18 protein-coding genes and 1 pseudogene are annotated in these 21,207 nt (G+C 61.0%); 5 read left to right on the plus strand and 14 right to left on the minus strand.

The genetic code is table 11. From position 1 onward, the window contains the following. Positions 1-1,382 precede the first annotated feature (1,382 nt). The 12 genes from AC0L3B_RS36405 to AC0L3B_RS36460 all read right to left on the minus strand — a co-directional run bounded on the left by AC0L3B_RS36405 (position 1,383) and on the right by AC0L3B_RS36460 (position 10,704). The gene (locus tag AC0L3B_RS36405; protein WP_473382264.1) at positions 1,383-2,417 is read right to left on the minus strand and encodes a Gfo/Idh/MocA family protein; all 1,035 of its coding nucleotides are present in this window, start codon (positions 2,415-2,417) and stop codon (positions 1,383-1,385) included. 6 nt (positions 2,418-2,423) lie between these two features. Next, positions 2,424-2,870 carry a type II 3-dehydroquinate dehydratase gene (gene aroQ, locus AC0L3B_RS36410; RefSeq protein WP_018460420.1) on the minus strand — a complete coding sequence of 149 codons (447 nt, stop codon included), beginning with the start codon at positions 2,868-2,870 and terminating at the stop codon, positions 2,424-2,426. A gap of 13 nt (positions 2,871-2,883) precedes the next feature. Next, the gene (locus AC0L3B_RS36415) at positions 2,884-3,630 is read right to left on the minus strand and encodes an amino acid ABC transporter ATP-binding protein (RefSeq protein ID WP_018460421.1); all 747 of its coding nucleotides are present in this window, start codon (positions 3,628-3,630) and stop codon (positions 2,884-2,886) included. Positions 3,631-3,692: 62 nt separating this feature from the next. After that, positions 3,693-4,520: a transporter substrate-binding domain-containing protein gene (locus AC0L3B_RS36420; protein WP_018460422.1), complete on the minus strand. Its 828-nt coding sequence runs from the start codon at positions 4,518-4,520 to the stop codon at positions 3,693-3,695. Positions 4,521-4,571: 51 nt separating this feature from the next. Continuing rightward, entirely contained in the window at positions 4,572-5,228 is a 657-nt protein-coding gene (locus AC0L3B_RS36425) for an amino acid ABC transporter permease (RefSeq protein ID WP_018460423.1), read from the minus strand. Positions 5,229-5,240: 12 nt separating this feature from the next. Then, positions 5,241-5,909, minus strand: coding sequence for an amino acid ABC transporter permease (locus AC0L3B_RS36430; protein WP_473382269.1), 669 nt, complete (start codon positions 5,907-5,909; stop codon positions 5,241-5,243). 51 nt (positions 5,910-5,960) lie between these two features. Next, complete coding sequence (locus tag AC0L3B_RS36435) at positions 5,961-6,815, minus strand: shikimate dehydrogenase (RefSeq protein ID WP_247299819.1); 855 nt, start codon at positions 6,813-6,815, stop codon at positions 5,961-5,963. 15 nt (positions 6,816-6,830) lie between these two features. Next, on the minus strand, positions 6,831-7,658 hold the full coding sequence (aroE, locus tag AC0L3B_RS36440; protein ID WP_018460426.1) for a shikimate dehydrogenase: 828 nt from the start codon (positions 7,656-7,658) through the stop codon (positions 6,831-6,833). 3 nt (positions 7,659-7,661) lie between these two features. After that, on the minus strand, positions 7,662-8,888 hold the full coding sequence (locus tag AC0L3B_RS36445) for a CaiB/BaiF CoA transferase family protein (protein WP_018460427.1): 1,227 nt from the start codon (positions 8,886-8,888) through the stop codon (positions 7,662-7,664). After that, the gene (locus tag AC0L3B_RS36450) at positions 8,885-9,355 is read right to left on the minus strand and encodes a MaoC family dehydratase (RefSeq protein WP_018460428.1); all 471 of its coding nucleotides are present in this window, start codon (positions 9,353-9,355) and stop codon (positions 8,885-8,887) included. The genes AC0L3B_RS36445 and AC0L3B_RS36450 overlap by 4 nt, the downstream gene beginning before the upstream one ends. A gap of 13 nt (positions 9,356-9,368) precedes the next feature. After that, positions 9,369-9,755 carry a VOC family protein gene (locus AC0L3B_RS36455; protein ID WP_026234029.1) on the minus strand — a complete coding sequence of 129 codons (387 nt, stop codon included), beginning with the start codon at positions 9,753-9,755 and terminating at the stop codon, positions 9,369-9,371. Between the two features lie 4 nt (positions 9,756-9,759). Further along, entirely contained in the window at positions 9,760-10,704 is a 945-nt protein-coding gene (locus tag AC0L3B_RS36460) for a ketopantoate reductase family protein (RefSeq protein WP_026234030.1), read from the minus strand. A gap of 102 nt (positions 10,705-10,806) precedes the next feature. Between AC0L3B_RS36460 and AC0L3B_RS36465 the strand changes: the two genes are divergently transcribed. Next, positions 10,807-11,787 carry a LysR family transcriptional regulator gene (locus AC0L3B_RS36465; protein WP_018460432.1) on the plus strand — a complete coding sequence of 327 codons (981 nt, stop codon included), beginning with the start codon at positions 10,807-10,809 and terminating at the stop codon, positions 11,785-11,787. Positions 11,788-13,231: 1,444 nt separating this feature from the next. On the opposite strand, the gene AC0L3B_RS36470 is transcribed toward AC0L3B_RS36465, so the two are convergent. Continuing rightward, entirely contained in the window at positions 13,232-13,738 is a 507-nt protein-coding gene (locus AC0L3B_RS36470) for a protein-L-isoaspartate O-methyltransferase family protein (protein WP_083926605.1), read from the minus strand. On the opposite strand from AC0L3B_RS36470, the pseudogene AC0L3B_RS36475 reads away from it, so the two are divergent. The 4 genes and pseudogenes from AC0L3B_RS36475 to ligD form a co-directional block, all read left to right on the plus strand. Then, positions 13,734-14,423 (plus strand): annotated as a pseudogene (locus AC0L3B_RS36475) (Hsp70 family protein); the annotation flags it as partial. The gene AC0L3B_RS36470 and the pseudogene AC0L3B_RS36475 sit on opposite strands and share 5 nt — an antisense overlap. 91 nt (positions 14,424-14,514) lie before the next feature. Then, positions 14,515-15,477 (plus strand): sensor histidine kinase, encoded by a 963-nt coding sequence (locus AC0L3B_RS36480; protein WP_473382280.1) that lies wholly within the window; start codon positions 14,515-14,517, stop codon positions 15,475-15,477. 513 nt (positions 15,478-15,990) lie between these two features. After that, positions 15,991-16,620, plus strand: a complete 630-nt coding sequence (locus AC0L3B_RS36485; protein WP_204511995.1) for a LabA-like NYN domain-containing protein — start codon at positions 15,991-15,993, stop codon at positions 16,618-16,620. 232 nt (positions 16,621-16,852) lie between these two features. Further along, on the plus strand, positions 16,853-18,670 hold the full coding sequence (ligD, locus tag AC0L3B_RS36490) for a DNA ligase D (RefSeq protein ID WP_018460435.1): 1,818 nt from the start codon (positions 16,853-16,855) through the stop codon (positions 18,668-18,670). A 1,575-nt stretch (positions 18,671-20,245) separates the two neighbouring features. Here ligD and AC0L3B_RS36495 read toward each other — a convergent pair. Beyond that, positions 20,246-20,902 carry a Crp/Fnr family transcriptional regulator gene (locus AC0L3B_RS36495; protein WP_240543263.1) on the minus strand — a complete coding sequence of 219 codons (657 nt, stop codon included), beginning with the start codon at positions 20,900-20,902 and terminating at the stop codon, positions 20,246-20,248. Positions 20,903-21,207: the final 305 nt, after the last annotated feature.

Raw genomic sequence — 21,207 nt, forward strand, 5'->3', positions numbered from 1 at the left:
CACTGGAAACCATCGCGCCGTTGAGCGATGATCCGAGCGTCAGCATCACGGCTATCGCCAGCTGACCAGCCCGGCTCTCCAGCCGGCGAACGCGGTGACCCGCCGCCAGCTACACCACGCCACGGGACACGATCGGTGCTGGTGGGAAGGGCTTCCGCGGCTCGACAGTATATAATGAGATTGGTTCAGTATGCTCATGAACCTTACCGACCGTCCCACTTGCCCCCACTCGGAGCGGTTATCGACTGCGAAGCGTGAATGCGCGCTTGGCTACGTATGCCTCTGGAGAGAGAAGTGATCAATTTAAAGGGTGTGGTTGCACTCGCTTTCAAAGCGAACGCGCTGTCGCATCACCACTGTCCCCTGTGAGCCCTGCCGCGCATGCGATAGCAACCGTTCGACAGAGCCGTTTAGCAATTTCGAGTTCCGTTTTCCGCTTCTGCAGAATAGCTATCGCCATCGCAGAGCCAATAGTCGTCGAGCGGTTTGAAACCGTCAAAATTCACTGCCACCCCCACTGTCCAGTGGTGATCGAACCGGTCTCTGCCAATCGTCTCCACGGAAAAAGGTAATTTCTGCGGTTTGGGCTGGAGACTTTCGACGACTTCTCGCCAAGGTTGCCGGTTTCAGAGGAGCAGAGACTTTAAAGAGCCGCACAAAAATCCCGTAAAATGCGGCACTTTCAGCCAATACGGTCCCACTCTCTATAATTGAGTGACTGCTTGGCTGCGGCGGGAGGGATCGAACCTCCGAATGGCGGATCAAAATCGCCGATGCACAAATCAGTCTATCGGCGCTTCGAGACGGGATCGGTTCTCCTCTATGACCGCATGGCGGCTTATTGGCCAGACAACATAAGAGTTCACATCGACTTCAAGCACTATTTCGGTGGAGGCGCTGCGCAGCTGCCCAATGCGTCGCTGATGAAATTGAACAGAAGTGGAAAAATGCCGGCTATGTCGGGCGGCTCTGATCTACATACAACATCAAGGAAGTGGTTCTGCCGTACGGCCTTCGAGTCGCCTTGGCCTCCGTCGAGACGGACAGAGTAGATCACAATGCCGAGAGTGGACTCGCCGGCTGGCCGTCAAGAACACCGTTTGAAAAACCGTTTTAGTCCGTCGGTCTCAAACGGTTTCTCTTGCTAAGGTCTTGATTTATTTGGTGGGCGCACCAGGGCTCGAACCTGGGACCCGCTGATTAAGATAGCGACGGGTAGAGAACAATCAATGACTTACCGATCGCACCACTGGGTTTATCCGGCCGAAAACGGGCCTTCGTGGCAGGATCATAGTGCTCCCAGCATTGTCTATCAGCGGCACCTTGATGGTTCGCCAAATAAAATATCGATACTTCAGCGTAGACACCTGTGCTTACCAGAGTCAAAACGATACGAGATCTTCGGTTTCCGCTGCGCGCTTGACCGCGTCGATCACCCTGAGCGTTTTTAGCCCTTCGCGCCCGCTCACCACAGGTGTGGCCGTGCCGCGGATAACGCCACAGAAATTTGCGATCTGCAGGCCAAGCGGGTCTTCTTTCTCGAACCTCAGCCGCTCGCGCTCGATCGGCGCCCACCAGCTGGCCTTGCTCGGGTGATGCCACAGATCGAGTTGCGGAATGGCCAGCGATGCCCTCGTGCCGCCGATCTGGTAGCAGGTCTCCAGCGTATGGCTGTAGGCCGGATTCTCTCCGGTGGTGAATTCCCAGCTCCAAGGCGACTGGATGGTATCGGAGACATTGACCGTTCCCAGCGCGCCGGACGCGAAGTGCAGGATGATCACCGCGGTCTCTTCGACCGCATTTCCACGCAGCCGATTGGATTGGGCAGCCTGTACCGCCACGATATCCCCGCACAGGTACCGCAGCAGGTCGACATCGTGGATGAGATTCACGAAAGCGGGACCCGCTCCTTTCTCGCCGCGCCAGGGCACTTCAAAATAATCGTCCGGCTTGATCAGCCAGAACATGCCATGCACTGACACGATCTGACCGAGCCTGCCGCTGTCGATCTCCGCCTTGGCGCGCTGGATCATCGGGTTGTGGCGACGGTGGTGGCCGGTTAGCAGCGGCACGCCCGCCCGCTCGGATGCTTCGACCAACGTCTGTGCCGCCACGATATCATCCGCTAACGGCTTCTCGATCAGTGCCGGGATGCCCGCAGCGATACAATCCATGCCGTTGGCCACGTGCATCTGGTTGGGGGTGGCGACAACCACCCCCTCCGGCCGGTTTTCAGAGATCATGTCCTGAACGGACGAAAACCAGTCCACCTTGAGCGATACCGCCAACTCCCGTGCAACCGGCATCGGATCGACGATTGACGATAAGACCGCCTCCGGCCGCGCGAGAATATGTTCAATGTGTCGCTTGCCGATGAGACCCGCTCCCATGACCGTCAGGCGGACGGGTGCACTCATACGATTCTATCCCTTCTCATCGAGCAGCTTGGCCAACCGACGCAAACCGAGCAGATAACCCTGAGTGCCGAAGCCTGCAATAACGCCATCAGCTCGTTTGGAAACGAACGAGCGGTGGCGGAATTCCTCGCGCTTGTGCACATTGGAAATGTGCACCTCGATTACTGTCCCCTCGAACGTGTTCAAAGCGTCTAGGATGGCGACCGAGGTATGGGTGAAAGCCGCGGGATTCATGACGATGCCGACAGCCGTCTCGCGCGCCTCGTGGATCCAGTCGATCAGCTCGTATTCCCTGTTCGACTGGTGAAAGCGCATCTCCAGAGCCAGCTCCGTGGCTAGCCCCCGACAATCTCGCTCCACATCCGCAAGCGTCTCGTGGCCATAGATGTGGGGCTGACGCTTGCCAAGCAAATTGAGATTTGGCCCGTTGAGGACGTAGACAAGACGGCTCATGGAATAACTCCGTTCAGTGATGGGCGAGGATCTCGCCAAGGAACTGCTTGGTGCGAGCGTGCTGCGGATTGCGGAAGAAAGCGTCGGGCACACCTTCTTCGATGATCTGCCCTTCAGCCATGAAGATGACACGGTCGGCAACCTGGCGGGCAAAACCCATTTCATGGGTGACGCAAATCATGGTCATGCCGTCGTTGGCGAGGCCAATCATCGTGTCGAGCACTTCCTTGACCATTTCCGGATCGAGAGCCGAAGTCGGTTCATCAAACAACATGACCTTGGGCTGCATGCAGAGAGCACGCGCGATCGCGACACGTTGCTGCTGACCGCCCGAGAGTTGCGCCGGATACTTCTCGGCCTGCTCGCCAATGCGCACCCGCTCGAGATATTTTCGCGCGCTCGCCTCCGCTTCGGTCTTGCTGATGCGGCGCGCGCGAATGGGCGCGAGCATGCAGTTCTGCAAGACCGTCATATGCGGAAAAAGGTTGAAGCTCTGAAAGACCATGCCGACGTCCTGGCGTACGACATCGATGGCTTTGATGCTGTCGTCAAACCGATGACCGTTCACCACGATACTGCCCTGCTGGATTGCCTCCAGGCGGTTGATACAGCGTATCAGCGTCGACTTGCCCGAACCGGACGGACCGCAAAGCACGATCTTTTCCCCTCTGCGCACAGTGAGGTCAACGTTGCGGAGAGCCTGATACCCGCCGTACCATTTCTGCACGCCCTTCATTTCGATCAGGATCTGGTCCTGCATGGATTCGGCCTCCGTTATCGGACGGCGGCCAACGCGCCCAGCGCGTCGGCCGCTTGCAGTGACTATTGAACTGTGAACGGAACGCCGGGGACCGAGTCGGGGAAGACCGGCACGGGCGCCTTCATCCACTTGGCGTAGAAAGCGGCCAATTTGCCATTGGACTTGATCTGGTCGACGAATTTGTTCGCCGTCTCGTTCCACTCCTTCTCTCCGAGGCGCGTGCAGGCCCCGTTGTACAAGGCGGTGAAGTGAAGCTTGGGCTCGAACCCAAGTTCCGGCTTTGCAGCGTTCAGACGCTGCGGGTAGAAGCTGTTTGCCCCGACCGCCTGCACCTGACCCGAGAGCAGTGCCTGGATCGTGGCCGCGTCATCATCAAACCTGCGGATTTCGGCGCCCGCAGGAGCATTATTGGTTACCTGGGTGTCCTGCGTGGAGGAGCGTGGGACGCCGATAACGTACTTCCCCATATCGGCGTTACTGTTGATCGGCGTTGCCTGGGCAGCGACAAGTGTAATCTCATTGGCAACATAGGGTTTGGAATATTGTACCACCTTCGCACGCTCGGGCAGCATGGCCATGGTCGCGAACAGAATGTCTACGCGGCCTGTGGTCAGCGCCGGAATACGATTGGCCACCGCCAGCGGGACGAACTCGGCCTTCACGCCGAGATATTCAGCGAAGGCACGCCCCATGTCGGCATCGATCCCATCCTGCTTTCCTGAGCTATCGACATAGCCCCAGGGCGGATTATCGCCCTGAATGCCGATGACGACGACGCCCTTCTTCTTCACGTCCTCCAGAGTGCCCGCCTGCGAGCCGCCTGCGACAACGATGGCCGACAGCGTCAGCAGCGTAACGCCGAGTTGGCGGCGATTGAGCGAAAACAACATGAGTATCTCCTCCTGGTGATGGCTGTGTTTGATTGAGTAGGTGCGCCGAACCTACCTTTGACCGGCCAGGGCGAGCCTGGCCTCCATCCGACTGCCCCACCACGAGAGTGGCCAGCAGAGGATGAAATACATCGCGCCGACCACACCGAAGACGAGCAACGGCTGGTAGGTCTGGTTCGACACGATTTGACCGGCGCGGGCGAGTTCGATGAAGCCGACGATGGCAGCGAGCGAGGTACCCTTGATGAGCTGCACGAGATAGCCAATGGTCGCCGGCAGCGCGATGCGAATGGCTTGCGGCAGCACGATGTCGCGCATGCGCGCGGAATAGTGTAGACCGAGCGCCATCGCGGCCTCGGTCTGACCGCGAGGCACGGCCTGGATTGCGCCGCGCCAGATCTCGCCCAGAAAAGCCGAGGCGTTGACGGTGAACCCAATCGCGACCGCAACGAATGCTGACAGCTTCAATCCGAGGAGCGCCAAGCCGTAATACACCACGAACAGTTGCAGCAGCAGCGGTGTCCCCTGGAAGATTCCGATATAGATCCGAACTATCCATTCCACGGTCGTGCGACCGCAGGTGCGCAACAATGCGACGACCAGGCCGGCGGTACAGCCACCGACGAATGCAACCAGCGTCAGGAGTACCGTCCATTGCAGACCACGCAGGAGGAAGCCGAACTCGGGAACGCCGAAATGCGGTGTCATGATCTGTGCTCCTCAGCGCGTCGGATATGAGAAGAAGCGGTGAGAGATGATTGCGAAGCCCGCCATCAGCAGCCAGGAGATCGCGAGGTAGAGGAAAGTGACGAAAAAATAGACCTCGAAGCTGCGGAATGTGTCGCTTTCGATTCGCTGCGCGACCGACGTCAATTCGTAAGCCGACACAGCCGAACAGATCGACGAGGTCAGCGTCAGCATGATGAACTGTCCCGTGAGCGAGGGATAGATCGCGCGAAGCGCGGGCTTGAGTACGATGGAACGGAATACCTGCCCTTTGTGCAGTCCGAGCGCGTAGCCAGCCTCGATTTGCCCTTTGTGAATCGATTGCACGCCGCCGCGGATGATCTCGATGGCGTACGCGCCTCCGTTGACGCCGAGTGCGATAATGGCCGTGGCGGTCGGATTGAGCTTTACCCCGACGAGCGGCAGTGCAAAGAACAGAAAGAAGATCTGCACCAGGAACGGCGTGTTGCGCACGATTTCGACGAAGCCGATCACGATGGCGCGCAACCAGGCCGCCTTCGGATCGCGGGCCGCGACGCCCGCGACGCCGATGATCATTGCGAGCGTCATGCCAGCAAGCGCCAAACCCAACGTCCCCACGCAACCCCACAGCAACGCGGGCATTGCGTGCCAAACCACCGAGAAATCGAGCGTGTAGCCCATCTTGCGTTTCCTCTCGGGCGTTGTGCGTGCCGCTCGCCCATCGGCCGGGTGTCACCCTCCCAGGGATGCGAAAGTTGCGAAGAAGACGTCTGGATCAGGCGAGACGCCCGTGAACAGGCGGAACGCTTCGGTGCCCTGGAAGATAGCCATTCCGCCACCATCGACCGTGCGGCAGCCGAGGGCCCGCGCCGCGCGCAGCAGCGCGGTCTCCAGCGGGAAGTAGATGATCTCGGCAACCCAGAGACCGGAACACAGCATCGCCAGCGGCAGCGGCGTTCCCGGATATTTGTCCATGCCGATCGGCGTCGCGTTGACAATTCCGTCTGCGGCCGCCACGGCGGCGGCAACATCCTGGCCGACCCTCAAGCGCCCTTCTACAAATCGAGAGGACAAGCCGTCGACCACGCTCTGCGCCTTGGCCAGGTCGACGTCTATGATGGTCAGTTCCTGCACGCCAAGCTTCATCAGCGCGAAAGCAACCGCCGCACCGGCGCCGCCTGCGCCGAATTGCACGACGCGACCAAGTGGTGCACCTTGCATGTTGCGGCGGAAATTCTCCGCGAAGCCGAACCAGTCGGTGTTGTGGCCGGTCATTCGGCCGTTCCTGACGACCACGGTGTTCACCGCACCAAGCGCCTCGGCGTCGGGCGAAAGCTCGTCCAGCAGTGGAAGGATCGCCTGCTTGCAGGGATGGGTTACGTTCAAACCGTCAAAGCCCATCCGCCTTGCGGCCGTGAGCAATTCCGGCAATGCTTCGACGCCGAGGTTCAACTCGGTCAGATCGATCTTCTTGTAGAGATAGCGGATGCCAGCGGCGTCGGCGGCCGCTTCGTGCATGGGCGGCGTGCGAGACGCCGAGATGCCGCTGCCGATCAGGCCGACGAGAAAGCCGGGTTTGCGATGCATTGTCGGCGTCGTCCGTCAGCTCAATGGAACAGTCAATTCGGCGATGACCTGGGCCGTGCTCGGTCGCACGCCGCGCCACCAGACGAAGGCTTCCGCCGCCTGCTCGACCAGCATGCCGACGCCGTCAGCCAGTTTGGCCACGCCTTCGGCGCGGGCCGCTTGCAGAAAGCGAGTCAATCCTTTGCCATAGGCAAGTTCGTACGCCAGCTCCGCGCCCTGGAAGACATTCCCCGGAAGCGGCGGCATTTCACCTCGCAGGCTGGCAGAGGTCGCGTTGACCACGACGTCATAGCCCTCGGCAAGGTCCGCCAGTTCAGCGTAGCCGCTCACCATCAGGGGACCACAGCCGGCAAACTCTTCGGCCAATGCCACGGCTTTGGACAGCGTTCGATTGACGAGAACCAACTCGGACGGTTGCTGGCGCAGGAAAGGCAGCAACGCGCCACGCGCCGCTCCCCCGGCGCCGAGCATCAGGACGCGCCGACCGGCCATTTTGACGCCGAGATTGGCAGTGATGTCCTGCACCAGCCCTACCCCGTCGAAATTTTCGGCGATGATCCGGTCGCCCTCGAATTTCAGGCAGTTTGCGGCACCTGCCCGTCTGGCGCTCTCTGAAAGCTCATTTGCATAAGCGAAGGCATCGAGCTTGAAAGGGGCGGTGATGTTCAGCCCCTTGGCACCCTCTGTCCGGAATTGGTCGACCCGTCGGCTGAAGCCATCGATAGGTCCCTCGATCGCCTCATAGACGAGATCCTGTCCCGTCATTCTGGCGAAAGTGCCATGGATCAAGGGTGATTTGCTGAAGCCGATCGGATTGCCAATCACCGCATAACGATCGCTCATCGCTCACTCCCGCACTGCAGCTTCGTTGTAAAGCACGCCGTCGCGCACCATCGCGTCGACGGCTTCGGCCGACAGTCCCAGCGATGCGGCAATGCGGCGATTGTCCTGCCCAAGCAGTGGCGCCGGAGTACGCACCGTAGTGTCGCAATCGGAGAACCGGAACGGCAGGTTCGGCAGCGTTACCTTGCCGAGCACCGGATGCTCCTGCTCGACCAGCATGCCGCGCGCATGGATCTGCGGATCCCTCGCGACCTCTTCGATGGTCTGCACGGGAGCGGACGGCACACCTGCTTCCTCGAGTGCCGCAAGACACGCATCCCGAGACGGCTGTGATAGCGTCCAGTTGCGCACAATCTCCATGGCTTCAGCATAATGGGCGTTCCGCGCGGCGGGCTTGGCGAAACGCTCGTCCAATGCCAGCGTGTCTCCTCCAATCAGGCTCGCCAATCGTCGCCACGCATCATCGACTTGCGCAGCGATGACAAGATTGCCGTCCTTGGCCGGAAAGACCCCGTAAACGGTCGAGTCCGGCTGTCCGCTGCCGGTTTGCTTCGGCAGGTCAGCGCCGCCCGAGAGGAAGTAACGCTGAACCGCATAGTCGTGCATCGAGACCATGCAATCGTACAGCGCCAGATCGATATGTTGGCCGCGCCCGGACGACGCACGGCCAACCAGCGCCGCATTGATAGCAGCGACGCCATGAATGCCAGTGTACATATCGGCCAGCGGCATCCGCAGCAGTGGCGGCGCTTCGCCGGGATTGCCCAATTGCGCCAGGGCCCCCGACATCGCCTCTGCGATCAGGCCGAAGCCCGGACGATCGGCATAGGGACCGGTGTGACCATAGGCGGAGACCGAGCAATAGATCAGCTTCGGATTCCGCCCCGATAGCGCTTTGTAACCAAGCCCGAGACGTTCGAGTGCGCCGGGTCGGTAATTCTCGATGAAGACATCGGCTGTGTCGACCAGCTTCATCATCATGTCGAGACCACGCTTGTCGCGCAGGTCGATGCAAAGTCCCTGCTTCCCCATATTCTGCTGTAGGAAGTAGCCGGATTGTTCGTCCTTGAAATATCCATGGGCCCGGCCTGCGTCGCCGCCCTTTGGACGCTCCACCTTGATGACCTCCGCGCCCATCGCGGCGAGGCAACGGCCCATGAACGGGCCGGCCAGGAAATGGCTGTAGTCGATGACGCGGACGCCTTTGAGCGGCAGATCTTGCGCGGTCATGCGCGCTCTCCCGCGACGCCGGTCTTCGGGCGCATCGGAATCATCAGCCGATGCTCACCGAGCTGCACCACTTCGCCGCGCTGATTAATCAGCTCCGAGGGCAGCACCACGATGCCCCACCCGTCCCGCTTTGTCTCGCGCATTGAACCCACGCGGAACTTCACGTGCACGGTGTCCCCGAGCTTGATCGGCAGCTTGAAATCCCACGTCCAGCCCAGCGACATTCCCGGGAGGAAGCGGTAGTAGGCACGGGTCTTCAAACCGTCGGCCAGCGACAGACCAAACAGCCCGTGCGCGACGCGCGTGCCGAACGGCGTTGTCTTCGCGTACTCCTCGTCGACATGGACCGGCGTGAAATCGCCCGTCAGTTCGGCGTAGGCATTTACCATTCCTTCTGTGACCGTCACCGGTGGCGTAACGCATTCATCGCCGACCTTGGCATCGTCCCAGTAGCGCTCATCTGTCATATCGCGTCTTCCTCTAGGCACGGGGATTGATCGCCAGGGCGGCTTCCACGGCGCCTGCGCTGGCTTGCAAGATTTCGACGTTGAGCCCGCCCGGCAGCTCGAGCCAGTTCGGCCCGGCGGGCAACGCCTTGGCGCCCCAGGCGGCGGCACGGGTGAGTACACCTTCGTAATCGTCGACCATGATGCCGAGATGGGCGAGACGCCCCTCTGGTCCGACGAAATTCGGATCTTCAATGAGTTGCACGCTTCCGAGCACCCAAACCTGACGCGGGCGCGTACCATCGGCGGGTTGCTCATCGCGATTGGCGAGACCAAGCACCTCACGAAAGAAGTCGACGTGACGATCAACGTCCGGCACACGGATCGCGACGTGTTCGACATAAGCGCGGGGCAATGACATTGTCTCAAGACCTTCCAGGATAGTCGCTGCGGGCGTATTCGATGCCTTTGACCAGCGCGACGAGGGTGGAATTGACGGGGGTCGGCACGTTGAGCCTGGCGCCCCAACGCACGACGGAGCCGTGGATGTAGTCAACCTCGGTCAGATTGCCGGACTGCAAGCTCTGCAGCATCGACGTCTTGAACTCGGGCGGAAGTCCGGCGGACGCCATCGTCCAGGCGCGTCGCGGATCGGTAATCGAGATCTTCACGCCGGCAGCTTGCGCAACCGCGATGCCCTCCGAGATTGCGGCCAGCGCGCAATCTTCCAGAACTGGCAGCGAATACAGGCCGCCATAAGTCAGCCCGGTAACGGCGGTAATTCCTCCTCCGGCGACGTTGATGAACAACTTGTCCCACATCGTGCCCAAGATGTTGTCGCTGAGCCGCGTGAGAATTCCGGCGCGATTAAAAGTCCCGGAGATTAGCTGCGCACGTTCCGTCAAGCGACCGTCAAGCTCGCCGATGATGGTCTCCTTGCCGAGGACCCCGGAACGAACATGACCAGGGCCGAGCAGCACACCGCCGACGTAGGTCTTGCCCGCCATGACCCGGTCACGACCAACCTCCTCCGACAGGATGTCCTCGTGACCAAGACCGTTCTGAAGCGACATCACGACCGTCCGCGGCCCGATGATCGGCGCCGCGGCACGGATGGCATCCCGCGTGTGGTAGGATTTGACGAGGACAATGACGAGGTCTGCCTCTACGCCAACCTGGGTCGCGGAAGTGCACGCAGTGACCTTCACAACGGTCTCGGCGCCAACTTCGAGCACCCGTAGGCCGCCGGCATTGATAGCGTCGACATGAGCCTGGAACGGATCGATCAGCCAGACCTCGGCCCCGCCGCGCGCCAGCGTACCGCCGATGGTCGAGCCCAAGGCTCCCGCTCCGATAAAGCAGATCCTCATCCGAACGCTTCTCCCGCGCCATTCTCGGCGTTGGAAGCACGGTAGCCGGCCGCTCGATATTTAGATATATTATGATCTTTATAGCAATTATTGTGAATCGCAATGAAGCACCAGGATCCCATCGAGACCAACCTGCTGGACCCGCGCCTGCTCAGGCTGTTCGACGCATTGTTCGCAACGGGTAGCGTCACCAAGGCAGCCGAGAAGCTCGGTCAAAGTCAGCCGACCATTTCGATCTGGCTGGCCCGTCTGCGAAAGGAATTAGACGATCCGCTCTTCGTCCGGTCAGCAGACGGCATGCTGCCGACGCCGCGCGCGGAGGCTCTGATCGGCACGGCGAGGCAGGCGCTGGAGATGCTGCGTCGCCTGGCCGAGCTTCGCAGCGACTTCGATCCGACAACCGCGAAACGCCGTTTCGCCATTTGCATGACGGATGGAAGTCACGTCACGCTGCTTCCCTCCATTCTCGCTCAGGTCCGTCGCGTTGCGCCTGGCGTTCGTATCGAGGCGACACAGATCGGCCCCGACACCCCAAGAATGCTGCAGTCCGGAAAGGCCGATCTGGCGCTCGGCTACATCTCGGATCTCGACGCGGGACACTTCCAACAGGCACTGTTTCCGCAGGATTGGGTCTGCCTGGCGAGCGCGAAACATGCCCGGATCCGCGACCGCATCACGGCAAAGGATTTCAGGCGTGAGGCACACGTCCTCATTCGCTCCGGCACCGGGCATCAGTTGCTCGCCGCTGCGCTGCAGGAGCAGAAATTAGTCCTAGACGTTGGGCTGGAGCTACCCGGCTTTTTGGGGTTGCCTGCAATCGTCGGGACGACTGACCTGATCGCCACCCTTCCAAGGCACATTGGTGAAACGCTGGCTCACTATTACGGACTGCGCGTGCTCGACTGCCCGCTGGCAATCGCCGGATTTACGGTGAAGCAATACTGGCACGCCCGCTTCCATCATGACCCGGCAAGCCAATGGCTGCGTGGCGTCTGCGCGGAGCTCTTTCAACAGCAGGAAGTGCGGGGTCTATATCGTTCCGGTCGGCCAAGGAAACGAAGGCCACGCGATTTGCAGTCGTAATGGTCCCCGGTAGCGGGGCAACGACCGCGCCCGAGGCCACCGGCCGGGCCGACTGCGGCACGGCTGCAATTCCGCACATGCGCATCTGGACCGGTTGTCCGCTTCGTTCGCCGTAGCACCCTATTCTACGATGAGGGCAAAACACCTGCCCGCCCAGCTTCCACGGTATATGTTCGGATGGAAGCCTCGGAGATAAGCCAGCATGGCCACGCCGTTTAGTTCGATTCTGGACCGAGCCTTAAAATCTGTGTTTCCAAACGCGCCCAAAGTGAAACTGCTTACCGAATGAACTCAACAGCTTGACATCTGGCTGGGGCGGGAGGGATCGAACCTCCGAAGACTCCTACGTAACCCTATGAAAAATCGTGCTTTTCACGCTGCCTTGCTGAGGCTGTAATACACGTCCGTGAGACAATGCGCAAGACGCGCCGCCAATCGATTGTCTTGGTCCGTTGCACCCACCTTGTCGTCCCTAATGCCGTCGGCTGTTCAATCTGGCACGGCGGGAGGGACTCGGACTCCGATCCGAATTCGTGGCCGAGAACAGTAATCGGCACCGCGCGTACGAACTGTGTGTTGTGGCTGAGACAAACGAGGACCTAGAACGACAACCCGCGCAAATTCTAGATGCGAATTTATCGCACGCTAAGTTACACCTCACGTATCCTGCGATCCTCGCCGTGCCTGCCGGCCGCCCGGGCGTTTCGCTCTTGCCCAACACAACGATACAAGTTGGGGGTAGTAACGGGGGCGTCGGCGAGCACCCGCCTACGGCGACACCGATTCAAGAGTATGAGGAGTGACCTTTGGCTGGATCGCGGACCCATCATTTGCCGGTGCGCAGGGGGCGCCCGCCCCCGCGTGATCCTAGGTGGATTCGGGGCCAACTCGCAGACGGCTCCGCCCACGGCGGCTGAAGGGGCCGCTCGCTGCGGACGCGCCCTCAGAGGTCCTGGATGGCAGCCCAATCATGTTGGGGACGACGGACCTGTGGGGATGCCTGACCCTCAACGCCTGCGGCAGTTGCTCATCCAAAAGGCACGGCGGCTGACGGCATAGCCAACCCGCTCCCGAGAAGTTTCTGCAGGCAAACTCCTCAGGCTTCGGAAATCTTGTGGAGTAATGAGGCTTGGTGTCCTTCTTGAAATTCCTTGGCTGCTCACTAGTTGCTTGTCGCCCTTCGCCGGCGTTTGGCTCAGACACCCAGCGGCGCAACGCCATTGGAGGTGTATTGGGACTGATACCATTTGACCCCTGCTCCCGCTGTATCGGGAGGATTCTATGCCGAACAAGATCCCAAATGTCAGACAATCCGGCAGTGGGTGTGGCGACCGGCAAGACGCGCTACGCGCTTCGGCGAGTGCCGTCGCCAGAAAGCCACCTCAACCTGCGGCCGCAAAAGGCCTAGCGGCCGAGGAGAGCGTGCAGGTCGAACTTGCGATCGCTATACGCGACCGAGCGAGGTTCTGCGCGACCCGACATTATGCGAGGAGCAGAAGCGAGATCTGCTCCGCCGGTGGGCGTTAGACGCATACCGCCTCGTAGCGTCCGCGAAGCAAGGCATGCAGTCGGATGCGGCCTCGGAGCTCAATGAGGCCATTGATGCGCTGATCGATCTCGACGGCGGCACGGCTCCCTTGTCCAAGCTTCCGACCGTATGCTCTGCAAGACCCGGAGAAAGTGCACGGGCTGCGTGATGCGGAAGCCCGTCCGCCGTCCGATCCGCGCAGTTCACTGAGCTCCGCGCGCCTGAACCGGTTCCAATTTCGAGCACCTTGTCCGTGGACTTCAGTGCGGCCGCTTCGGTCATCAGCGCGACAATGTAGGGCTGGGAGACAGTCTGGGCGTGCGCGATCGGCGGCGCGCCGTCCTCATCGCGCCGGCGAGGCCGATGCCGCTCGTGCCGCGAGCAAGAGATCGAGGAGTTCCAGCACAGGGGCGTCAAGCGCATTATCGATTACCTCGCAGATGAATTCAGGAAAGAAAGTGGCATCGAGCTGCGGAACGACCGCCTGGCGTTACAGCGTCTCAAGGACGCTGCGGAGAAGGCCAAAATCGAGCTGTCGAGTAGCACAGAGACAGATGTCAATCTCCCGTTCATCACCGCGGACCAGCACGGACCCAAGCACCTCAACATCAGGCTGACGCGAGCCAAGCTGGAGGCGATCGTCGACGACCTCATCCAGAAAACCATTCCACCATGCCGGGCTGCCCTGAAGGACGCCGGTCTGGAGCCTGGTCAGATCGATGAAGTCGTGCTGGTTGGCGGCCAGACCCGCATGCCCAAGGTGCAGGAGACCGTCCAGGCCTTGTTCGGGCGCGAGCCGCATAAGGGCGTCAACCCCGACGAGGTCGTGGCCATCGGGGCCGCCATTCAAGCCGGCGTGCTGCAGGGTGACGTGAAGGACGTGCTGCTGCTCGACGTCACTCCCCTGTCCCTGGGTATCGAGACGCTCGGCGGCGTGATGACGAAGCTGATCAACCGCAACACCACAATTCCCGCAAAACGCAGCCAGGTGTTCTCGACGGCAGAGGACAATCAGAATGCCGTCACGGTACGTGTGTTCCAGGGCGAACGCGAGCTGGCGGCCGACAACAAGCTGTTGGGGCAATTCGACCTCGTAGGAATTCCACCCGAGATGCTGTGGCCCTCGAAGACGTCCAGCAGGGTGGTAGGGCCATGTTGACGATGAGCGCATCATACCAATGCGCCGTCCATCGAGCAGGATGCCAGTCTCGAAATTCTTCCGCGGCGACCAGCGCATCTGCTACGCGAACAAGGAATTCGAAACGCTCTTCGGCCAGGACGCGAAAGACTGCGCCGGCAAGGGCTGGTCGATCCTGGCCGGGTTCACGGACGAAAGCGATCCGAACGTCTCGCTGGATCTGGCCGTGCTGAAGGACGGAGGAGAGTTTCTCGGCACCTTCCGGGCGGAGCGGCCTAGACCGCTCCTGGTCGAGGCCTTCTCCGGTCTCATTCAAAACGAGGACGGGACCGAGAACTATCGCATCGCGGCGCTGATCGACATCACCGACAGGGCGCGTGCCGAGCGTGAGGAGTATGCGCGCCGGATCCGCGACAAGGACATCCTGCTGCGCGAGCTGCAGCACCGCGTGAAGAACAATCTTCAGTTGATCGTCGCCCTCATACGGCTCGAAGCACGCAACGAAAGACGGGGCGAGAGGGTCGACTTGCACACGCTGGCCGGCCGCATCGAATCCCTGCATCTGCTCTATCAGGCCCTGTCGAACGAGGCCGCCGGCGACGAGGTCGATCTGGGCCATTACCTCAGCCAGATCGCCGCCGCGGTCATGAACACCTGCGCCGTCCAGGGAATTCGGCTCGAGCAGAAGACGGAGTATGCCCCGGTTTCGGTCAACACCGCGCGGTCGGTGGGGCTCGTTGTGAACGAGGTGCTGACCAACTCCTTCAAATATGCCTTCGAAGGCCGCGGCCACGGCGTGATCACGATCGAATGTCTGCGCCAGAGCGAAGACCGGTATCGCGTGGTCATCGCGGACGACGGAGTCGGGTTGCCTGAGGGCATTACATGGCCGATCCCGGGAAAGATCGGCGCGCTGATCGTGCAGACCTTGAGGGAAAACGCGAAACCGGACTTCAAGGTCGAGTCCGCGCCGAACAAGGGCGTTCAAGTGACGATGAACGTCGCTAGACGGGCGATTGCGTGATAACGAGCTGTCGGCCCGCTTGCGGGCAATTTCCCGGGTGATCAGGCGCTTCGGCGCGAGCGACTCCGCGACGGGTCTTCGCGGCCTGCCGAGCGACTCCCGGAAGCGAGCAGCATCAGAAAGAGCGCCCGATTGGCCTGGTACCGGGCAGCCGGCCGGTTGGCTTCCGAGCCTTGCATGATGGTTTGCCCATCAGTCGTGCAGAGACACCATCTGCATGCCCGGCGGCGCCGCCTGAGGTGGATTTCGAAGAGCGGCAATTCGTGCGGCATTCACGGCGTCCCCTACTGCATTATCTTTGCAGCAGGCTCTTGGTTCAACTGTTCATGAAAAAGGATTTGAAAGCTCGAATTCTTGGATATAGCCTTGCTCCGTCGGAGCTCACGTTCTTGCCGCAACGCAGAATGCGAGTGAGCGGCGGGCCAAGGCCGCCCCGTGCCCAAACTCCATCTTTGAGCAAACCATCCGCCAAGCGGGAGCGGTGCTTCCGCCGGGATCATTGGGGCTGCCAACATGTCGTCCTCGCCCAGCAAGATTGCTCTGTTCATCGACGGCGCCAATCTTCATGCCACCTCCCGAAGCCTTGGCTTCGACATCGACTACAAGCGCCTTCTGCAGGAATTCCAGAGCCGAGGTATCCTGCTCCGCGCCTTCTACTACTCGGCTGTCATCGAGGATCAGGAATTCTCCTCGATCCGGCCGTTGCTCGATTGGCTTGACTACAACGGCTACACCGTCGTGACCAAACCGACAAAGGAGTTCGTCGACTCGTTCGGACGGCGCAAGGTCAAAGGCAATATGGACGTCGAACTCGCGGTGCATGCCATGGAGATGGCCGGCGACGTCGACGAAATGGTTCTGTTTTCGGGCGACGGCACTTTCCGTTCGCTGGTGGAGGCGGTGCAGCGCCGAGGCGTACGGGTGAGCGTGGTGTCGACCATGGCGACCCAGCCGCCGATGATCGCGGACGAACTCCGGCGGCAGGCGGACGTGTTCACCGACCTGATGGAGCTGCGAGCCGCGATCGGCCGGGACCTGTCCACGCGCCCACCACCCCGCGAGCGCGGCGATGTTCGTGGCCCGCCGCTGCGCCGCGCCGACACGGCGGCGCCGCGTCCAGAGCCCGACGAACTCATCCCGTAACATCGAGCGCACCTGCTCGGGGCGCGGGTTCGGCCTGCCGGTACGATCATGAGCTCCGCCGAAGGCCCGGTGCTCCTGTCGGGAGACCGACGCGCAAGTGGAATATCCTGGTGCAGACGTAGCGCGACCACCCGGTTTCGTCGGATTTGGCCTCCTCGACCTGCCGCGCTGGCGAGGCCGTCAAGCGGCCTCCGCGGAACGGAACGAATCAGCGCGACGGCGTTGAATCGCCATGTGTGCCGTGGCGTTGCGTCAGTCTCGTTGGGGAGTATCGCGTGTCCATGGCGCCACCAAAGTTGCGATTCCTGGTTACATCGAGCCGTGTGATCCCACGCTGCGCGAGAATCCGCCGCGCGGCAAGGACTGGGTCTACGAGATCAAGGCCGACGGCTACCGCGCTCAACTGCACCGGGGAGATGAGGACGCCAAGGTCTATTCGAAGACCGGCCTGGACTGGACGGAACAGTTCTCCTCGATCGCGGTGGGCGCGGCCAAACTCAAAGCAAACAGCTTGGTCATCGACGGCGAGGCCGTGGTGTACGGCAGTGGCGGCCTGCCGGATTTCCAGCAGCTCAGGCGAGAGCTCGGCCCGAAGCAAAGCGAGCGCGTGCGCTATCACGCCTTCGATCTCTTGTACCTCGACGGCTATGACCTGCGTGGCGTCGTGTACGAAGAGCGCAAGCGGTTGCTGCAGCGGCTTCTGAAGGACGCGCCCGAGACGTTCATGTACGTCGAGGCGCTTGCGGGCGACGGCAACGTAATCTTCGAAAAAGGGTGCCAGCTGGGGCTGGAAGGCCTGATCGGCAAGCGGCTCGGCGAGCCCTATCGCTCGGGCCGACAGGAGAGCTGGATCAAGCTCAAGTGCAAGAAGAGCGACGCCTTTCCGATCGTCGCGTTCGTGGAGAAGTTAGGGGCGCGCCCCCGGAAAGTGGCCTCGCTTTACGTCGGCCGGCGCGAGAACGGCAAGCTGCTCTATGCCGGCAAGGTGCGGACCGGCTACACCGAGACGACCGCGCGCGAATTGCGCGAGCGGCTCGATCCGTTGATCCGCAAGACGTCTCCCCTGGACGTGCCAGTCAAAAAGCCGAAGGCGACCTGGGTCGATCCGATCCTCGAAATCGAGGTCCGGTATGGCGCGCTTACCGATGATGGCCTGCTTCGCGAGGCCGTGTTCAAAGGCTTTCGCGATGATCTTGCGGTGCGCAAGGTCAAGGCGCCGCGCCTCGTGCCCTGCGCGGCCGGCCGCCCGAAGCTCGGCGTCCCCAGAGAGAACATCCTGCAGCTTCTGCCCGAAGCCGTTGCACCGTCCAAAGAAGAACTCGCCGACTACTGGCGCAGGGTGTGGAAGAAGGCCCTCCCGCACCTCGGCCATCGCCCGCTCAAGCTGGTGCGCCACGTGCAAGGCACCACCTTCTACCACAAGGGGCCGCTGCCGAAGGACATTCCGGCGGCCGTGCACCAGCTTCGTATTCAGAAGCGGGAGGGCGGCCAGGGAACGCGCCTGTGGGTCGACAGCCTCGATGGCCTCTTTGGTCTCGTCGAGATCGGCGCTGTCGAGCTGCACCCGTGGAATGCGACCGTCGAGGACTTCGAACATGCCGACCGTATCGTGATCGATCTCGATCCCGGCGAGGGCGTCGGCTGGGAGGCCGTCGTGGAGACCGCGCTCGATCTGCGCACGCTGATGAAGTGCGAGGGTTTCGAGACCTGGCCCAAGCTCACGGGCGGCAAAGGAATTCATCTGATGGCGCCACTGGCTCAGCCGATGCTGCACGACAAGGCGCATCGGATCGCGCATCAGCTCGTCTCCGCGCTCGCAGCGCGTCATCCAGACCGCTACCTTCTGTCTGCGCAATCAAAACGTCGCGGCCGCATCTTCCTCGATTATCTGCGCAATGGCCGCGGGACGACGGCGATCGGCACCTATTCCCCGCGAGCGCGCGAGGGATTTCCGATCGCAGCGCCCGTGACCTGGAAGCGCATCGAGAGCGGGATCGCGCCGGACGCCTTCTCCATCGACAGTCCATTTCGCGTCAAGCCAAGGAGGTGAGCCGTATGTCGGATGCATTCGATCTATGGGTGGAATGGCGCCACAAAACTCCCAAGTTCACTCCCTTCAGGTAGGTGGCTGCCGTCCGCGTTGCATGAGTCGCTTGACCGCAGCAATGGTGCGAGCGAGCTGTCTAGGCCAGAGCGACCTACGTGGCGGAGTGACTATGAGAATGTAGAGCAGGTTCAGCAGCAGCGAGCAGCCGACCGCGATGAATATGTATTTCATACAAAAATCCCGGAACACCCGGCGACGACGGCAAAGTCCAAAGCATAAACTTGCGGAGCAGCTTTCTTATGATCGCCCGGCAGTCGGTGATGTAAAAACCGGGAACGAAACCATATAGCGAACTGCGTTACGGCGTCGCTCGAAATAAACAGCCAACAGTGCTGACAGCTTTCTGCAGGGCGCGTAGACCCCAGCCAGGTTGGGAGAAACAGCCGGGGCCGGTGTCCCATTGCACGTGCCGCAATCGGCCGTAATCGGCACGCCCCAAGTTTCACATGCACAAGCTCAAACTATTTCGCCGGCGCCGTACTAGGGCACGTACTCATGAAGCGGCGGCCGCCTGATGTCCGGTTTGCCGCCAACATCGGCCAAAGAGCGGGTGGGCTCCGAGGTCGCAGATGGGCCAACACCGGAAGTCGAGGAACGACGCCCTGCCCGGCATAGCACCGGCTCACGTCGGAAAACGACGTCGCCACGCCGGACCAGCCGCTGATACACTTCACTTCTGCCGAGGCGGTGGTGAGCGCGGCGTCACGCGTGCCGCTGGCTACGAAGCCGCCGTCGGCCAACGCGTGGAAGAATGCTGTCCTCATACTCGGTCGGCTTGCAACGAATGTTGCTCTCACTCAGTGGTAAAGTTATTCGCGCTGTGGTTGGATTTTCGTTGGCGTTCGGCGCCCTGGAGTTGTTTGACGAAGTTTTCCTGAAACAATGAGCTGCTATAGTCTGTGTTAGCGTGACTTTGTTTTTTCGGGCAGACAATCAGGTCAACCAATCGGCTGTTGAGCTTGGAACTGGTGCAGTCTGCGAACGGGCTCACATCGAAGAGCCGTCTGAAGTGGCTACAATCACGCGAAGATCGCGGTGGAAAGATCTGACACTGACACTCAAACGGTGGGGGTGACGATGCCCGCCATATTCGACCTGCTCTATCGTGAATATTGCCGCGCCTGCCTCGCTGAAATGCGAAAGCAGCTTCTGATCCCAGCTGAACGCCCTGAAGCTCCAGACATGTGGGATTACAATCCTGCGGATCACAGCAGCGACGACAGGACCAACACACCGCACCGAACCGGTCACAGGCGTGCCGAACAGCGGCCCCGAGACAGGCGGCCTCTCCCGGCGCAGCAGTGACAGGCAACAGCTCGGGAGGCAACTATGAACACCCCAGAATGCTACACTGTAACGGTGGCTTGCGTCTCGTGTTTGACCATTATCGGTCTAATGCTTGTCGGGGCGTGGTGAACGTGAGCTACTTACCGCTAGACCGCGACCGTCGGCCGTTACTGAGCCGCAGGCAAGCACGAAGGTCCAGTCAAACAAAGAGCGGCGGCTCACTTTCGCGGATCAGGCGGCCACCAGCTCCTTGTCATACATGCGCTTGATTCTGTGTCGCATCACGGCGTAGCACTCGCAAGCGATCTTCTCGAGCCGCCTTCGGTCGATGTCTAGCATTCCGCGTCGGTCCGATAAGACGCCGCCCGCGGCCTGAAGTCTGCCCATCGTTAGCGTCACGGTCGTTCGGCGGACCCCGAGAAGTTGTGCGAGCGCCTCATGCGTTAGCTGGATTCCGCTCTCTGCGGTGTGGTCGTGAATCTCAAGCAACCATCGAGCCATGCGGCACTCCACCGGATGCACCGCGTTGCAAGCTGCCGCGTTGTTAAGCTGCAACAATTGTGTGCGGAGATGGAGCCGTAGAACACGCCTGATCGTGTCGCTTTGCTCATAAGCAAGCTGCAATTGCGAAACAGGGACCTGGAGCGCGGCTCCAAGGACGTAGGCAGTTGCTGTGACTGGGGAGCGTGAGGGACTTAGGACGGAGAGAGCGCCGACCGCCCCTTCCGAGCCCATGAGAGTTGACGCGACAATGCGTCCGTCCGACATTTCAACTAGGAACGCTATGGCCCCGCTGAGGGGGAAATAGACCAGCTTGAACTCATCTCCCGTTCGCACCAGTACAGTATCAAGGTCGAACGACGTTTTCTGGGTGTAGGGCGCGAGCAAGTTAAGGTCCGCTGGCGGCGTTGCCGCCAGCAGCCTATTCCCAAGGCCATTCTGGAGCGAAATCGCCGGTATTCCTCTCAAGCACGCAGAAACAACGCGGCTCAAACCCTCGCCCAGGAGGCAGGTTCCAATTTACTGACCATTTGTTTTCCGCGTGCCTCGGCTCGAACTTCCGCTAATGGAATGGTCCGGCCGTGCTGCGGCCCTGGCGGTACGAGAAGCTGGCAAGGGCGCCCAAGACAAGGAGCACGCCATGTCTCAGAAACTCGACGCTTCGCCCGCCGTCATCGGCATCGATATCGGCA

It is taken from the genome of Bradyrhizobium sp. Kon56 (assembly GCF_055807635.1).

Excerpts from the sequence above, each read along its gene's own strand:
- AC0L3B_RS36405 (WP_473382264.1), bottom strand. The coding sequence starts at position 2,417 with ATGAGTGCACCCGTCCGCCTGACGGTCATGGGAGCGGGTCTCATCGGC.
- aroQ (WP_018460420.1), bottom strand. The coding sequence starts at position 2,870 with ATGAGCCGTCTTGTCTACGTCCTCAACGGGCCAAATCTCAATTTGCTT.
- AC0L3B_RS36415 (WP_018460421.1), bottom strand. The coding sequence starts at position 3,630 with ATGCAGGACCAGATCCTGATCGAAATGAAGGGCGTGCAGAAATGGTAC.
- AC0L3B_RS36420 (WP_018460422.1), bottom strand. The coding sequence starts at position 4,520 with ATGTTGTTTTCGCTCAATCGCCGCCAACTCGGCGTTACGCTGCTGACG.
- AC0L3B_RS36425 (WP_018460423.1), bottom strand. The coding sequence starts at position 5,228 with ATGACACCGCATTTCGGCGTTCCCGAGTTCGGCTTCCTCCTGCGTGGT.
- AC0L3B_RS36430 (WP_473382269.1), bottom strand. The coding sequence starts at position 5,909 with ATGGGCTACACGCTCGATTTCTCGGTGGTTTGGCACGCAATGCCCGCG.
- AC0L3B_RS36435 (WP_247299819.1), bottom strand. The coding sequence starts at position 6,815 with ATGCATCGCAAACCCGGCTTTCTCGTCGGCCTGATCGGCAGCGGCATC.
- aroE (WP_018460426.1), bottom strand. The coding sequence starts at position 7,658 with ATGAGCGATCGTTATGCGGTGATTGGCAATCCGATCGGCTTCAGCAAA.
- AC0L3B_RS36445 (WP_018460427.1), bottom strand. The coding sequence starts at position 8,888 with ATGACCGCGCAAGATCTGCCGCTCAAAGGCGTCCGCGTCATCGACTAC.
- AC0L3B_RS36450 (WP_018460428.1), bottom strand. The coding sequence starts at position 9,355 with ATGACAGATGAGCGCTACTGGGACGATGCCAAGGTCGGCGATGAATGC.
- AC0L3B_RS36455 (WP_026234029.1), bottom strand. The coding sequence starts at position 9,755 with ATGTCATTGCCCCGCGCTTATGTCGAACACGTCGCGATCCGTGTGCCG.
- AC0L3B_RS36460 (WP_026234030.1), bottom strand. The coding sequence starts at position 10,704 with ATGAGGATCTGCTTTATCGGAGCGGGAGCCTTGGGCTCGACCATCGGC.
- AC0L3B_RS36465 (WP_018460432.1), top strand. The coding sequence starts at position 10,807 with ATGAAGCACCAGGATCCCATCGAGACCAACCTGCTGGACCCGCGCCTG.
- AC0L3B_RS36470 (WP_083926605.1), bottom strand. The coding sequence starts at position 13,738 with ATGCGCTTGACGCCCCTGTGCTGGAACTCCTCGATCTCTTGCTCGCGG.
- AC0L3B_RS36480 (WP_473382280.1), top strand. The coding sequence starts at position 14,515 with ATGCCAGTCTCGAAATTCTTCCGCGGCGACCAGCGCATCTGCTACGCG.
- AC0L3B_RS36485 (WP_204511995.1), top strand. The coding sequence starts at position 15,991 with ATGTCGTCCTCGCCCAGCAAGATTGCTCTGTTCATCGACGGCGCCAAT.
- ligD (WP_018460435.1), top strand. The coding sequence starts at position 16,853 with ATGTGTGCCGTGGCGTTGCGTCAGTCTCGTTGGGGAGTATCGCGTGTC.